Origin of the sequence: Pseudarthrobacter humi, assembly GCF_024294965.1 — a bacterium.
GTDB classification, from domain to species: domain Bacteria; phylum Actinomycetota; class Actinomycetes; order Actinomycetales; family Micrococcaceae; genus Arthrobacter; species Arthrobacter humi.
The window spans coordinates 131872-146654 of record NZ_JANCLV010000007.1 but is presented as its reverse complement, the minus strand read 5'-3'; the positions used below and the strand labels follow the sequence as shown (position 1 = coordinate 146654).

The following is a 14783-nucleotide window of genomic DNA, read 5'->3' as shown; positions in this document are numbered from 1 at the left end:
CCAAAGCAACGGAACCATGACGCGTCCCGGCGCAGTCCGGTCGGACGCCCCCGGCAGTACCAAGCCGGATTACCCCACCAAACCGGCCAATCCGAAGAAGTTCATGCGGAAGGTGGCGCTCTTCTCCACGTTCGGCGGACTCCTGTTCGGCTACGACACCGGTGTCATCAACGGCGCCCTGCCGTTTATGCAGCGGGACCTTGGACTGACGCCGCTCACCGAAGGGCTGGTCACTTCCACGCTCCTGTTCGGCGCGGCCTTCGGCGCCATCAGCGCAGGCCGGCTCTCGGACCGCTTCGGCCGGCGCAAGACCATCATGGGACTGGCCCTGATCTTCGTCGTGGCCACCATCGCCTGCACCCTCTCACCAAGCACGGAACTGCTCATCGCGGCCCGGACCCTGCTGGGCCTGGCCGTGGGCGGCGCCTCGGTGATTGTCCCCGTGTACCTCGCGGAAATGTCGCCAGCGGCCCAACGCGGCCGCATCGTCACCCAAAACGAGCTGATGATCGTCACCGGCCAGTTCCTGGCCTTCACGTTCAACGCAGTGCTCGGCAACGCCTTCCCCGAGGAAACGCACGTGTGGCGCTGGATGCTGGTCATCGCCACTCTCCCGGCCGTCATCCTGTGGTTCGGGATGCTGGTCCTGCCGGAGAGCCCCCGCTGGCTGGCGTCGGCCGGCCGCTTCGGGGCCGTCCTCGAGGTGCTGCGGTCCACCCGTGCCGCCGGCGACGTCTCAGCGGAGTTCGACGAGGTACGGCAGGCAGCCCGGGAGGATTACCAGGCCAGGATGGGCACGTTCAAGGACCTCTCCGTTCCGTGGATCCGCAGGATCTTCGTGGTGGGCCTGGGCATGGCCATCATCAACCAGATCAGCGGCGTCAACGCCATCATGTACTACGGGACGTCCATCCTGTCCTCGTCCGGATTCGGCGACCAGGGCGCCCTGATTGCCAACGTCCTTAACGGCGTCACGTCCGTCGCAGCCGTGATCGTCGGCATGTATCTGATGACGCGGGTGCCCCGCAAGCCCATGCTGATCGTGGGACTGTGCGGCACCGCCTCCTCCCTGACGGCCATCGCGCTCGTCTCTATGCTCCTGCCGGAGAGCACGTTGCGCGGCTACCTTGTGCTGCTGTTCATGGTGACGTTCCTGGCGTCCATGCAGGGCTGCATCGGCACCGTCACCTGGCTGACCATGTCCGAGATCTTCCCCATGCACGTCCGCGGCATCGCGATGGGCATCTGCGTCTTTGTGCTGTGGATGATCAACTTCCTGATCGGGTTCTTCTTCCCGCAGATGGTCTCCTGGATCGGCGTTTCAGCGACGTTCTTCATCTTCGTGGCACTGCAGCTGGGTGCCATTGTCTGGGTCAAGCGCGTCGTTCCGGAGACCAAGGATAAGTCCCTGGAGGAGCTCGAGCACCTGTTCAAGCAGCGCTCAGGCGTGTCCGTCTAAGGGAAGCAAGAACCAAGGCGACACAAAAACGCCCGACGCCGGCCGGCGTCGGGCGTTTTACGTCCAGCAGGTGCGGGGCCGCGGACGCTCTCTCACTTCCTGCAGGAAAATCCGGATCCCTCTCTCACCAGGTGAGAGAGGGATCCGGGAAAACGTGCAGGAAGCCAGTTCCCCTGGGCCGAGGCAATGGCCTCGCGGCGTCCTCCGTGGACCAGGTGCCCCAGTTTTCGGCCGCGTCGATGCCAGGCAGTCCCGGGAGTCCGCTTCCGCCTGCGCCCTCCTCGCCTCCTTCTGTCTTAAGGTCGGCCTCCGGGGACAAGCAAGGGGGCGACGCATATGCGTCGCCCCCTTGCTGTCTGCCAGGCCTGTTGCTGACCAGTTGCCAGGCCGTCAGGCCGTAACGTTCAGCGAAGACCTGAGCGCAGCGTCAGCATCCCGCAGCACCTTGGCCGCCACCTGGAGGCCCTCGATCCGGCCCAGGGAGGTGTCCTCGTGCTCGATGTTGACCAGCATCTCCGGGTCGACTTCGTGCAGGGCACGGAGGAACTCCGTCCAATAAGCGGTGTCATGCCCGCGGCCCAGGGCCACAAAGTCCCAGGCGGAGTTCTTGGGCCACTCGTTGGCCCATTCGTCGCCGCCGAGGTTGGTGCGGTTTTCCTCCGGCGCGAGCCGGCGGAAGCTGTTGTCCAGCACGCCGTAGAGCGCAGCGTTTTCGGTGTTGACGCGGACGTCTTTCGCCGCTGCCTGGAAGACGAGCGGTCCGAGTTCGCGTACCACGGCGACCGGATCCATCTGCTGCCAGAACAGGTGGGAGGCATCCAGTTCGACGCCGACATGCGTGGCGTTGGTCAGCTCGATCAGCTTGCGGACGTCGGCGGTGTTGAAAACGAGGTTCTGCGGGTGCAGTTCGAGAGCCACCTTGACGTCGTGGTCAGCCGCCATTCGGTCGGTTTCCTTCCAGAATTCCGCAGCCACGCCCCACTGGTAGTCCAGGACGTCCAGTGCTGCGGAGTTCCAGGCGTTGACCACCCAGTTGACGGTGGTGGCTCCGGGCTCTCCGCCCGGCAGGCCGGACATGGTGACCACCCGGTCCTGGCCGAGGCGGCTGGCCAGCCGGATGGAGCGGCGGATGTCCTCGGCGTGCTTCTCGCCGATCTCACGGTTGGGGTGCAGCGGGTTGCCGTTGCAGTTAAGGCCCGCGATGGAAACCCCGGTGCCCTCGAAGATCGCCAGGTAGTCATCGCGGGCGGCGTCGCTTTCCAGGATCTGGTCCATGGTGGGGACGTGCACTGCGGGGAGGAACCCGCCGGTGTTGATCTCGATGCCGGTGAGGCCGAGCTCGGCGATGACCTTCAGTGCTTCGGGAAGCGGCCGGTCGTGCAGGACCGCGTTGTAGACGCCGAGCCTCATAGCGTGATCTTCTTTCCGTTGTTCAGGGCGGACTCGGTGACTGCGCCGAGCAGTTCCATGTTGCGCACGCCTTCGTCGAAGGTGGCGCAGCGGGGGAGGGACTCTTCCTCGCTGAGGCCGGCGACCTCTTCGAGGAACGCGCGGGCCTGGTAGCCGAACGCGTCGTTCTGGCCGAAGCCGACTTCGGGGGCGTCCATGGCGAGGCCACCGGCGATGTAGGGGTGGCCCGGGCCTAGGATGACCTGGCGGTAGCCGCTTTCATTGCCGGAGCCGTCGTTGAGGAACAGCTGGATTTCGGCGGGGCGGCGCTGGTCAAACTTGGCGGCCCCGTTCTCGCAGAACACCTCGAACTGGAGGCTGTTGGCATGGCCGGCTGCAACCCGGGAGACTTCAAAGCTGCCGGCGCCCGTGCCGAACTCGGCATTGAATGCTGCATAGTCGTCGTTCTCGACGGCTTCGAAGGTGTCGCTGACGGCAACGTGGTCGTGGCCCATGACGGCCGCGAGCGGCAGGGGTCGCTTGTCGATTACGGTGCTGAGGCTGCCGCCGGTGACCGACTTGATGTCGCCGCAGAGGAACTCGGAGATGTACGTCAGGTGGCTTCCCACGTCGGCCAGCGCACCGGAGCCGGGGCCGCCCTTGTAGCGCCAGCTCATGGGAGCGGCGGGGCTGAAGCCGTAGTCGGTCCAGTAGCGGCCGCTGAAGTGCAGGACGTTGCCGAGCACGCCGTTGCGGATCAGGTCCCGGATGTAGGCGATGCCGGGGGTGCGGCGGAAGGTGAAGCCAATGCGTGCGATCGTGCCGCCGGCCTCGGCCGCGCGGGCTACCTCGGCCATGGCGCGGGCGTCTGCCAGGGAGTCGCTCAGCGGCTTCTCGCACAAAACGTGCTTGCCGGCAGCGAGCAGCCCCTCCACCACTTCGCGGTGGAGCGAGTTGGCGATGACCACGCTGACGACGTCGATGTCATCGGCTTCGGCGATTGCCTGCCATGATGTGTCGTTGCGCTCGTATCCGAAACGGCGGGCGGCCAGTGAGCCGAATTCGGCGTTGACGTCGCCGATCGAGACCAGGCGCACCGGGGGAAGTACCGGGCTGTAGAGGGCAGACGCGGTGCGGTATGCAGCAGCATGGGCCTTGCCGGCCATGCCTGCACCGATGACGGCGACGCCTAGGCTTTCAGCCATTGATTTCTCCTTTGAAATTCAGCCGCGGCGGGAAGCTCCAGCGGCATTTTGTAGCGCTACAATTTAGTGCGTTGGAACTGAGCGTATCCATGTATGTATGTCCTGTCAATCACCTGCGGATATCCTCAAGGGCAGACACGAAAGGCACCTCGAATGACGTTGCATAGCCCCAAGACCCGACGCCCGACGATCTATGACGTGGCGAAGCAGGCGGGCGTCTCGCCGTCGTTGGTTTCACTCGTACTGCAGAATCCGGCACGGGTGAGCGACAAGCGCCGGGAAGCTGTCCAGGCGGCAATTTTGGACCTCGGGTACCGCCCCAGCCGCGCCGCCACCACGCTCGCCAGCAGCCGGACCAAGAGCATCGGGCTGGTGATCGACGACTACCGGAACCTGTGGTTCGTCGATCTGCTGCGGGGGATGGAATCTGCGCTGACCGAACATGGCTACCAGGTGATGCTGGCTGATTCCCGCCCCGGGGAGAACCGCATCCAGGAAGCTGCCGACGGTTTGCTTGCCATGCACGTTGACGGACTGGTGATAGCGGCCGAGCCAAGCGCGTCAATGCTGGCCGGGGCGGGGGTTCCGACGGTAGTGGCGGGGTGGCGCGCTGGCGTGCCGGCCGGCGCGGACCTGATCACCAACGACGACGACGGCGGCGGCGGTATGGCGGCCAGCCACCTTCTGGGGCTCGGCCACACGCGGATAGGCCACCTTTCCGGCTCCGGCGGTGCCGCAGCACACCGGCGCGCCGGCTTCCAAGCCCGGCTCCAGGAGTCCGGCGTCGAACCCCGTATTGTGGGCGAGTCCGGTGGCACGTCCGAGGAGGACGGCTACACCTCGACGTGCTGGCTGCTGGACCACCATCCGGACACCACCGCGATCTTCGCCGCCAACGACACCATGGCTTTGGGTGCCCTGGGTGCCATTAGGGCGCGCGGGCTGACGGTCCCGGCGGACATCTCCGTGATCGGCTACGACAATTCAACCCTGGCAAAGTCGCGGTATCTGGAGCTGACTTCCGTGGACAACCGAAGCGACCTGGTGGGTGTGGATGTGGCAAAGGCGCTGCTCGCGCGCATTCACGACTCCACTGTTGGCCCGCAACGCAGGCTGATCGAGCCCGCCCTGGTTGTCCGCGGGACCACGGCGCGACCGGCACTTTAGTTGGCCACAGCAGGCTCCCCACGTCAAAACATCCTAATGTCAGGACAAACTATTGACATTCGTGAGCTGAATCACCATGATCGAGGTAGACAGTGCTCCGGCGGTTGCAGAGTGGCAGCCCGGAACCTGAGATCAAAGGAGATTAACGTGGCTAATTTTTCTTGGCGCAAGGCGGCTCTCGTTGCGGCAGTTGTGCCGATGTTGGCGCTGAGCGCCTGCTCAAGCACCGGCGGCAAGCCCGCCGATACCGGCAACGCCGGCGGCGGACAGGCCGCCACAACGGACCGGATCAAGATTGCCCTGATCGCCCATGCCCCCGCCGGTGATACATTCTGGGACACCGTCCGCAAGGGCGCCGAGGAGGCTGCGGCGAAGGACAACGTCGAGCTGCTGTACACCTCCGATCCCGAAGCCGGCAGGCAGGCCCAGCTGATCGAGCAGGCCGTGGACCAGAAGGTGGACGGCATCGCCGTGACCCTGGCCACGCCTGAGGCATTGAAGGGTGCGCTGAAGAAGGCCGCCGACGCGGGCATTCCGATTGTCAGCTTCAACGCCGGCGAATCGGCCTCCGCGCAGCTCGGAGCGTTCACCCACTTCGGTTCCAACGAGCAGCTCGCCGGCCAGGCCGTAGGCACAAGGCTCGCAGAGGGTGGATACAAGCACCCGGTCTGTGTGATCCAGGCGCAGGGGCACGTGGGCCTCGAAGCCCGCTGTGCCGGTGTGAAGGCCAAGGTGCCCGGGACGGAAATTTTGTACGTCAACGGCGCCGACATGACGTCCGTTGAATCAACGGCAACCGCCAAGCTGCAGGCCTCCAAAGACGCCGACGTGATCATCGGCCTCGGTGCCCCGATCACGCTGACCCTCCTGAAGTCCGTTTCCACCGCCGGAAGCGCCGCCAAGGTTGCCAGCTTCGACCTGAACAAGGAACTGGCCCAAAAAGTCTCCGACGGCAGCGTGCTGTTCACTGTTGACCAGCAGCCGTGGCTGCAGGGCTACAGCGCCGTGGATGCGCTGTGGCAGAACAAGCGCGGCGGATTCAAGATCGGCGGCGGCCAGTCGGTCCTGACCGGCCCGGCAATCATCGACAAGTCCAATGCGGCCGAAGTCCTGAAGTTCGCCGAACAGGGTATCCGCTAACAGCCCGCTGGCCGGGCCGGCCAACGCCGGCCCGGCAGCAAGGAGAATCATCATGACCATGACCCAGCCCAAGCTCAAATTACCGGCGATTGATGAACGCGTCGCTAAGCGCAGCCCGTTGCAGAAGCTCCTCAGCCGGCCCGAGGTCGGTGCCCTCGTGGGCGCAATCGTCCTTTTCGTCTTCTTCGCCTTGGTGTCCTCAACGTTTACCCAGCCCAACGCCTTGGCGACCATCCTGTACGGCAGCTCCACGATCGGGATCATGGCCGTGGGGGTGTCCCTGCTGATGATCGGCGGGGAATTCGATCTCTCCACCGGCGTCGCCGTGATCTCCTCGGCACTGACCGCTTCAATGTTCAGCTGGTACTTCAGCACAAATGTCTGGGTCGGGGTTGTCCTGGCGCTGCTGGTTTCTTTGGCCATCGGCTTCATCAACGGCTGGATCCTGATGAAGACCAAGCTGCCCAGCTTCATCGTCACCCTGGCCACCTTCCTGATGCTGACCGGCCTGAACCTTGGCCTGACCCGCTTGATCGGCGGCTCCGTGTCATCGCCGTCCATCTCTGTCATGGATGGCTTCGACTCCGCCCGCGCGGTGTTTGCCTCCTCCGTCACCATCGGGGGCATCGACGTCAAAATCACGGTGTTCATCTGGATCGCGCTCGTCGCCGTGGCCACTTGGGTGCTCATGCGGACCCGAGTGGGCAACTGGATCTTCGCCGTCGGCGGGGACGAGAACGCCGCGCGCGCCGTAGGTGTCCCGGTCAAGGCCACCAAGATCGGGCTCTTCATGGGCGTGGGTTTCTGCGGCTGGATCCTGGGCATGCACAACCTCTTCGCCTTCGACACCGTGCAGTCCGGTGAGGGTGTGGGCAACGAGTTCCTCTACATCATCGCCGCGGTTATCGGCGGTTGCCTCCTCACCGGCGGTTACGGCTCGGCCATCGGCGGCGCGATCGGTGCGTTTATCTTCGGCATGGCCAACAAGGGCATCGTCTACGCGCAGTGGAACCCGGACTGGTTCAAGTTCTTCCTGGGCCTGATGCTGCTGCTGGCCACCATCGTCAACCTCATCGTCAAACGCCGCGCGGAACTCAAGTAAGGGGCCGGAGAAATGAATGCCAAGGAAATCGACCAGCAAACGCTGCTCCAGAATGAAAAAGATCCCCTCACCCACACCCCCGTCCACCTGCTCTCCCTCGAGGGAGTAGGCAAGCATTACGGCAACATCATCGCTCTGTCCGATGTCACCATGGCCGTGGACAACGGCCGCGTCACCTGTGTACTGGGTGATAACGGTGCGGGTAAGTCCACGCTGATCAAGATCATCGCCGGCCTGCACCAGCACGACGCCGGCGTCCTGAACATCATGGGCGAGGAACGGAAGTTCACCTCGCCCCGTGACGCCCTCGACGTCGGAATCGCCACGGTCTACCAGGACCTCGCCGTGGTCCCGCTGATGCCGATCTGGCGGAACTTCTTCCTCGGCTCGGAGCTGACCAGCGGCTTTGGCCCGTTCAAGAGCCTGGACGTTGAGAAGATGAAGGCCATCACGCTCAAGGAACTCGCCGAGATGGGCATCGACCTGCGCGATGTGGAGCAGCCCATCGGCCAGCTCTCCGGCGGTGAACGCCAGTGTGTCGCGATCGCCCGCGCGGTGTACTTCGGTGCCAAGGTGCTGATCCTGGATGAGCCGACGGCGGCACTCGGCGTCAAGCAGTCCGGTGTGGTTTTGCGGTACATCCTGCAGGCCCGCGACCGCGGCCTCGGGGTCATCTTCATCACCCACAACCCGCACCACGCCTTCCCCGTCGGTGACCGGTTCCTGCTGCTCAAGCGCGGCAAGTCGATCGGCTACTACGACAAGAAGGACATCTCCCTCGACGAGCTCACCGCCCAGATGGCCGGCGGCGCCGAACTCGCCGAACTCGCCCACGAACTTGAACAGCTCGGCGGCCACAGCGAAGCCCTCAAGGAAGTCAAAGCCGAAGTGGCCGACGTCGCTGACGCCGTCCAGGCAGGCGCCCCAAGACACGCCTAGCTGCGCCGGCCGAAGGGGCCCTCCGGCGGACTGCCGGCGGGCCCCTCCCTTGCCATGGGGCAGCCATCAAACGACGTGCAGAATCACGGTGGACAGGACAGGACCAACATGCCGATCCGGGTAGGCGTCATCGGCGCCGGAATCATGGGCGCCGACCACATCAGGAACCTCTCCACCGCTATCGGCGGCGCCGAAGTCACCTTTGTGGCGGACCTCGACGCCGGCCGTGCCGCCGCCGCTGCACCTCCGGGCGCCCGCATCACCACCGATCCCTCCGAGCTGATCAACTCCAAGGAGGTGGACGCCGTCGTGGTTGCCTCCCACGACTCCACCCACGCCGGGCTGGTGCTGGAGTGCTTCGAGGCGATGACCCCGGTGCTGTGCGAAAAGCCGCTGGCACCCACACTCCTGGAAAGCCTCGAGGTGGTGGCGGCGGACGCTGATATCGTGGCCGCAACCGGCGCGTCCCTGCTCTCACTGGGCTTTATGCGTCGCTTCGACCCCGGCTATGTGGCCCTGCGCCAGTCCGTGCAGGACCGGGTCCAGGGTGAGCCCCTGATGGTCCACTGCACCAGCCGCAACGCCGCCGCGGGCCCCGGGACCACCTCGGAATCGGCCATCACGAATTCGGCCATCCATGAGCTGGACATCATCCCCTGGTTGCTGGACTCGCACATCATGGAGGTGTCGTGGCAGTCAGGGCGGAGCTCACGCCATGCCGAAGGCGGGCTGCAGGACCCCGCCTTTATGATGCTCCGCACCGCCGACGGGACCGTGACGACGCTGGAGCTGTTCCTTAATGCCCAGTACGGCTATACAACGCGCTGCGAGGTTGTCTCGGAACGTGGCACCACCGACCTCCAGGATTCCGCACTGCTGGCCGTCCAGCAGGCGGGTCGCAGCCAGACGGCGATACCCGCAGACTGGCGCCCGCGCTTTGCCGACGCGTACCGTCTCCAGCTGCAGGCCTGGATTTCGGCGCTGGCAGAGGGGGAACAGCCGCCCTTGGCCGGGGCGCAGGATGGCCTCAACGCCTCGCTCGTGGCCCAGGCCATGATCCAGTCCCTGCACAGCGATGGTGCCTACACGAAAGTGAGCTACTCGTGAGCTTTTCCGCCCTGCCGGTCTCCCGCGTGCCCGGTCCGCGGGATGCCCCGGTGCTGCGCTGGGGGATCATGGGACCGGGCTGGATCGCCGAACGCTTCACCGAATCCGTCCAGGCGCATACGGACCAGGTGATCGCTGCCGTCGGGTCCCGTTCGCCCAGCCGGTCCAAGGCATTCGCGGACGCTTTCGACGTGCCCGCGGCCTACGGCAGCTATGCGGAGCTGGCCGCCGACCCGGACATCGACATCGTCTACGTCTGCACGCCACACAACTTCCATCACGAGGCCGCTGTGCTCGCCCTGGACGCCGGCAAACACGTTCTGGTCGAGAAGCCGATCGGCCTCAACGCGGCGCAGGCCCGGGATATCGCCAAACGGGCCGAGGCCGCCGGGGTGTTCGCCGCCGAGGCCATGTGGAGTTTCTTCCTGCCCAAGTTCGACGTGATCCGGCAGATCCTCGAGGCCGGGACCCTGGGCACCGTCACCACGGTTTTTGCCGAATACGGCGAACACTTCGAACGCGGCCACCGGATCTTCGATCCCTGGCTGGCCGGCGGCCCGCTGCTGGACCTCGGCACGTACCCGCTGGCCCTGGTCACCGAGGTCCTGGGCCTGCCGGAAGAGCTGCACGCCATCGGCCAGCCCCACGAGTCCGGGGTCAACGCCCAGCTGTCCGCCATCATGCGGTTCGCCGGCGGCGCACAGGCCGTGGTGAACACCCACGTGCATAACTTCACACCCACTGCGGCCACGATCGTCGGTTCGAAGGCCACGCTGACCATCGACGGTCCCTTCAACATGCCCGGCGGCTTCGAGGTCCGCTTCCCGGACGGGGCCCGGGTGCGCCATGAGGAACCGCCCGGCGGCCACTTCGAGGGACTGCACTACGAAGCGGCGGCCGTGGCCCGTGCCGTGGCCGCCGGGCAGAAGCAGGCCAGCCAGCGGACGCTGGCAGCATCCATCCGCACTTTGGACGTGGCCGACGAGATCCGCCGCCAGCTGGGCGTGGTGTTCCCGGGCGAAGAAACGTTGGCGGACGAGGAAACCGCCCGACCCTGATTCATTATCTGTTCTGACCAACGAAAGGATGGGCCAATGGCCTACATCGAACAGCACTCCGCAGGACTCTCCGCACCCGTGAAGGTCGGGCTCATCGGCTCCGGCTGGATGGGGGCGTTCCATGCCGAAAGCATTGCCCGCCGCGTCCCCGGCGCTATCCTGGCGGCCATCGCCGACCCCAATGTGGAATCCGCGCAGGCCCTTGCCCAATCCCTTGGCACCGGAAAGGTCACGGCCGACGCCGCAGACATCCTGGCCGATCCGGAGATCGACGCCGTGGTGATCGCGAGCCCGGCCCGATTCCACTCCGCCCTGATAACCCAGGCTGCCGCCGCCGGCAAGCACGTCTTCTGCGAGAAGCCCGCGGGCCAAGGCCTGGACGAACTCGACGCCGCGCTGGCCGCCGTTGAAAAGGCGGGGGTGCATTTCCAGATCGGCTTCAACCGACGCTACGCGGATGACTTCCAGGCCGCCAAGAAGGATCTCGCCGCGGGCGTCGCCGGTCAGCCGCAGCTCCTGCGCTCGCTGACCCGCGACCCCGGGACCGGAAGCATCCCGAACGCGGCCAGGGTCCCCGCGTGGACGGTCTTCCTGGAAACCCTGATCCACGATTTCGACACCCTCAACTGGTTCAACGAAGGCGCCGAGCCGGTGGAGGTCTATGCCGTGGCCGACGCCCTCGTGGAACCGGAACTCCGCGATCAGGGCTTCCTGGACACCGCGGTGGTGACCATCCGCTACAGCAACGGCGCCATTGCCGTGGCGGAAGCAAATTTCAGCGCCCTCTATGGCTACGACATCCGCGGCGAGGTTTTCGGTTCCAAGGGCATGGTCCAGGCCGGCCGTGCCACCGAGACGGCGGCCCGGCGCTACACGGCGGAGGGACTGTCCGCGGACACCCCGCGCCTCAACGTGGAACTCTTCCGGCAGGCCTACACGGACGAACTCGCCGATTTCGCCGCCACGGTTCGCGCGCAGCGGGACGGCACCCCGCCGCCGTCGGGCGCCTTCAGCCTAACCCCCGGCGCCGCAGACGCCCGCCGCGCGCTGGCCATGGCGCTGGCGTGCATCGAATCGGTCAAGCAGGGTGGTCCGGTGGCTGTGGCCGCTGCCCCTGTGGCGCTCCGTGACGACGCCAGGGCCGGCGTCTGATGCGGCTGGCCGTCTGCGCGGAAATGGTCTTCACGGACCTGCCGTTTGTGGAACGGGTGCAGCGGATCCACGACGCCGGATTCGACGTCGAGATGTGGGACTCCAGGGGCAAGGACCTGGCCGCGCTCAAGGCCACCGGCGCGGTGTTCTCCTCCATGACCGGGTATACCTCCGGAAGCCTGGTGGACCCCGACACCGCCGACGACGTGGTGCGGACGGCCGAGTCGCTGATCCCGACCGCCCTTGAACTCGGCGTCAGCCGCATGGTGGTGCACTCCGCGGAGCTCATCGGCGGACAGGCGGCGCGCCCCCTCTACCGGTCCACCGGCCGCATGTGGAGCACCGGGGCGCGGACGCTGGAACGGCTCGGCAACTTGGGGGAGAAATATGGGGTGACGTTCTGCCTGGAGAACCTCAACACGATCCTGGACCACCCCGGCATCCCGCTCGCCCGCGCCAAGGACACCCTGGCGCTCGTGGAAGCAGCCGGGCACCCCAACGTGAAGCTCATGCTGGACCTGTACCACGCACAGTTGGGGGAGGGGAACCTCATTGAGCTTGTGCGGACCGCCCTGCCGCACATCGGCGAAGTCCAGGTGGCCGACGTCCCCGGGCGGTGCGAACCCGGGACCGGGGAGATCAACTACCGGGCCGTGGCCAGGGCGCTCGCGGACGCAGGCTACGAGGGGACGGTGGGCATGGAAGCCTGGGCCAGCGGTGACGACGAGGAAGCCCTGGCGGCCTTCCGGGCGGCGTTTACGGTGCAGGACGCCACGGTGCAGGACGCCAGCGTCCAGATCGCCTCGGCATAGTCGTGCCGTTCAGGGGTGGCGTGCCGTTCAGGCGTGAGGGGCGGCGGTGCTGCCCCGCACTTCCAGCGTCGGCACCAACAGTTCGTCCGGGGGCATGGTGCTGCCGGGCTCCAGCCGTGCGATCAGGAGTTCGGCCGCCCGCTGCCCTGCGGCAAAACTGGCCGTGTCCACGGACGTCAGGCTGATCCGGCGCAACCGCGCCAGGGGGGTGTTGTCGTAGCCGGCCACCGAAAGATCGGCAGGAACGGCGAGACCGCATTCCTCGGCAGCCGAGAGAACGCCCAGTGCCGCCATGTCGTTGACAGCGAACACCGCTGTGGGCCGGTCGCCACCTGACAACAGTTCGAGGGCGGCACGGTGGCCGCCCTCTTCGCTCAGGTCGCCCGGCACGGTCCGGATGAACTCCGCCAGGCCGGCGGCCCTCATCTCCGCCTCATACCCCCGACGCCGGGCAACCCCGACTGCGGTGGCCGGTGCCCCCACATGGGCGATGCGGCGGTGCCCCAGCGCAATCAGGTGAGCCACCGCGAGGCGCGCCCCGGCGTCGTCGTCGTTGGTCACGACGGTGACGTTGGCACCCGGGCCGGTGGGCGCTCCCAGCGCGATGGTTGGCACCTGCAAGGCTGCCGCCGTCAGGCCGGGGCTCTCCGGCATGGTCCCCACCAGCACCAGGGCCTCGATGTTCATCTCCAGAAGTTTCTTCAGCAGGGATTCGCCGCTGCGGCTGTCCAGGCGGAAGTCGCCCATCAGCATCTGCAGGCCGCGCTCGTTGAGGGTGCTGTTGAGCCCTTCGACCGCGCTGACGAACCAGGGGTTCCGCATGTCGTTGAGTACCACGCCCACGGTGCGGCTCCGCGATTCGCCGAGGGCCCGGGCAGCCGCGTTCGGCCGGTAGCCGAGTTCCAGGACGGCATGCTCGACGGCGGTGCGCTTCGCCGCGCTGACGTAGCCCGTACCACGCAGCACGAGGGACACCACAGACTTGGACACACCCGCGGCGGCGGCCACGTCCAGGATGGTGGCCGCGCGTTTGCGTTCAAGGGCAGTCACAGCGTCCTCCAGTTTGTTAATACAAAGTCTTGACTCCGATTGCGGATTCACCTATTCTAACAAGACAATGATGGAACGTTCCAACATTGTTTGTCTTCCCGGATTCCGGGGCCGCTACTGCATGCGAGGGAACTATGAAGGACGTCATTCTCGGTCTGGTCGGAGTGGGGCGCATCGGCGTGATGCACGCGAACAACATCGCCGCTCTCAACGGAGTCCTCAACCCGGAGGGCATCAACGTCAGGCTTTTGCTCACAGACGTCGCCGAGGACCACGCCAAGGGCGTTGCGGCCGGCCTCGGTGCCGGCTTCCTGCCCTCGGTGGCGGAACTTATCGCCGCCGGCGTGGACGGACTGGTTATCGCCACGGGAACCGGAACCCACCCCGAACTGATCAAGGCGGGCGTGGACGCCGGCATCCCGGTGTTCTGCGAAAAGCCCGTGGCCATGAACGTGGCGGACGCCCTGCCGGTGCTGGACTACATCCGCGACAACAACGGCGTGGTGCAGATCGGCCACCAGCGCCGCTTTGACCACGGCTACCTTGAGGCCAAGCGTGCCTACCAAGCGGGCGAGCTGGGCTGGATCCACTCTCTTCGCGCCGTCACCTGCGACATGGCGCCGCCCCCCGTGGAGTTCCTCGCCAGTTCCGGCGGCCTGTTCCGCGACTGTTCCGTCCATGACTTCGACATCCTGCGCTGGCTGACCGGCCGCGAGATCGTCGAGGTCTACGCGAAGGGCTCCAACAACGGCGACCCGGCCATCGGCGCCGTGGGAGACGTGGATACGGCGCTGGCACTGGTCACGTTCGACGACGGCACGGTCGGTACCGTCTCAGCCACCCGCTACAACGGGGCCGGCCACGACGTCCGCCTGGAAATCCAGGGCTCCAGCCGTTCGCTGATGGTTGGGCTCGATGAGCAAACGGCCATCGCGTCGGCCGAAGCAGGGATTGATTTCCCCGCCGGGGAACCCCACAGGACGTTCGCCGAGCGTTTCGACCAGGCCTACCGATCCGAGATGGCCGCGTTTGTGGAGCTGATCCTGGGCCGGCGGGAGAACCCCTGCACCCCGGAGGACGCCGTGGCGGCTTCCCGCGTGGCTGACGCCGCCCAGGAATCGCTGGCCACGGGCGTCCCGGTCAAGGTGGCCATCAGCGTAGCCAGGTGAGCGCACCGCCGCCACGAAAAATGCCCCTCCGGAA

13 protein-coding genes are annotated in these 14783 nt (G+C 66.2%); 10 read left to right on the top strand and 3 right to left on the bottom strand.

What is annotated here, in order from left to right; genetic code table 11:
- Positions 1–16 precede the first annotated feature (16 nt).
- Complete coding sequence (locus NFC73_RS12160; protein ID WP_256548874.1) at positions 17–1459, top strand: sugar porter family MFS transporter; 1443 nt, start codon at positions 17–19, stop codon at positions 1457–1459.
- A gap of 390 nt (positions 1460–1849) precedes the next feature.
- Here the strand turns inward: NFC73_RS12160 and NFC73_RS12155 are convergent, their stop codons facing one another.
- Positions 1850–2869 (bottom strand): sugar phosphate isomerase/epimerase family protein, encoded by a 1020-nt coding sequence (locus NFC73_RS12155; RefSeq protein WP_254750536.1) that lies wholly within the window; start codon positions 2867–2869, stop codon positions 1850–1852.
- The gene (locus NFC73_RS12150) at positions 2866–4053 is read right to left on the bottom strand and encodes a Gfo/Idh/MocA family protein (protein ID WP_254750534.1); all 1188 of its coding nucleotides are present in this window, start codon (positions 4051–4053) and stop codon (positions 2866–2868) included. The genes NFC73_RS12155 and NFC73_RS12150 overlap by 4 nt, the downstream gene beginning before the upstream one ends.
- A gap of 153 nt (positions 4054–4206) precedes the next feature.
- On the opposite strand from NFC73_RS12150, the gene NFC73_RS12145 reads away from it, so the two are divergent.
- The 8 genes from NFC73_RS12145 to NFC73_RS12110 all read left to right on the top strand — a co-directional run bounded on the left by NFC73_RS12145 (position 4207) and on the right by NFC73_RS12110 (position 12530).
- On the top strand, positions 4207–5220 hold the full coding sequence (locus tag NFC73_RS12145) for a LacI family DNA-binding transcriptional regulator (RefSeq protein ID WP_254750532.1): 1014 nt from the start codon (positions 4207–4209) through the stop codon (positions 5218–5220).
- 147 nt (positions 5221–5367) lie between these two features.
- Entirely contained in the window at positions 5368–6360 is a 993-nt protein-coding gene (locus NFC73_RS12140) for a substrate-binding domain-containing protein (protein WP_254750530.1), read from the top strand.
- Positions 6361–6412: 52 nt separating this feature from the next.
- Positions 6413–7462: an ABC transporter permease gene (locus tag NFC73_RS12135; protein ID WP_254750528.1), complete on the top strand. Its 1050-nt coding sequence runs from the start codon at positions 6413–6415 to the stop codon at positions 7460–7462.
- Positions 7463–7474: 12 nt separating this feature from the next.
- Entirely contained in the window at positions 7475–8401 is a 927-nt protein-coding gene (locus tag NFC73_RS12130; protein WP_254750526.1) for an ATP-binding cassette domain-containing protein, read from the top strand.
- Between the two features lie 108 nt (positions 8402–8509).
- Positions 8510–9508, top strand: coding sequence for a Gfo/Idh/MocA family oxidoreductase (locus NFC73_RS12125; protein ID WP_254750525.1), 999 nt, complete (start codon positions 8510–8512; stop codon positions 9506–9508).
- Positions 9505–10566, top strand: a complete 1062-nt coding sequence (locus NFC73_RS12120; protein WP_254750523.1) for a Gfo/Idh/MocA family protein — start codon at positions 9505–9507, stop codon at positions 10564–10566. The genes NFC73_RS12125 and NFC73_RS12120 overlap by 4 nt, the downstream gene beginning before the upstream one ends.
- A gap of 36 nt (positions 10567–10602) precedes the next feature.
- Positions 10603–11718: a Gfo/Idh/MocA family oxidoreductase gene (locus NFC73_RS12115; protein WP_254750521.1), complete on the top strand. Its 1116-nt coding sequence runs from the start codon at positions 10603–10605 to the stop codon at positions 11716–11718.
- Positions 11718–12530: a TIM barrel protein gene (locus NFC73_RS12110; RefSeq protein ID WP_254750519.1), complete on the top strand. Its 813-nt coding sequence runs from the start codon at positions 11718–11720 to the stop codon at positions 12528–12530. The genes NFC73_RS12115 and NFC73_RS12110 overlap by 1 nt, the downstream gene beginning before the upstream one ends.
- A gap of 27 nt (positions 12531–12557) precedes the next feature.
- Here NFC73_RS12110 and NFC73_RS12105 read toward each other — a convergent pair whose 3' ends face one another.
- Positions 12558–13580, bottom strand: coding sequence for a LacI family DNA-binding transcriptional regulator (locus NFC73_RS12105; protein ID WP_254750517.1), 1023 nt, complete (start codon positions 13578–13580; stop codon positions 12558–12560).
- Between the two features lie 134 nt (positions 13581–13714).
- Here NFC73_RS12105 and NFC73_RS12100 point away from each other — a divergent pair, with 134 nt between their 5' ends.
- Positions 13715–14749 carry a Gfo/Idh/MocA family oxidoreductase gene (locus tag NFC73_RS12100; RefSeq protein ID WP_254750515.1) on the top strand — a complete coding sequence of 345 codons (1035 nt, stop codon included), beginning with the start codon at positions 13715–13717 and terminating at the stop codon, positions 14747–14749.
- The last annotated feature ends 34 nt before the right edge of the window (positions 14750–14783 follow it).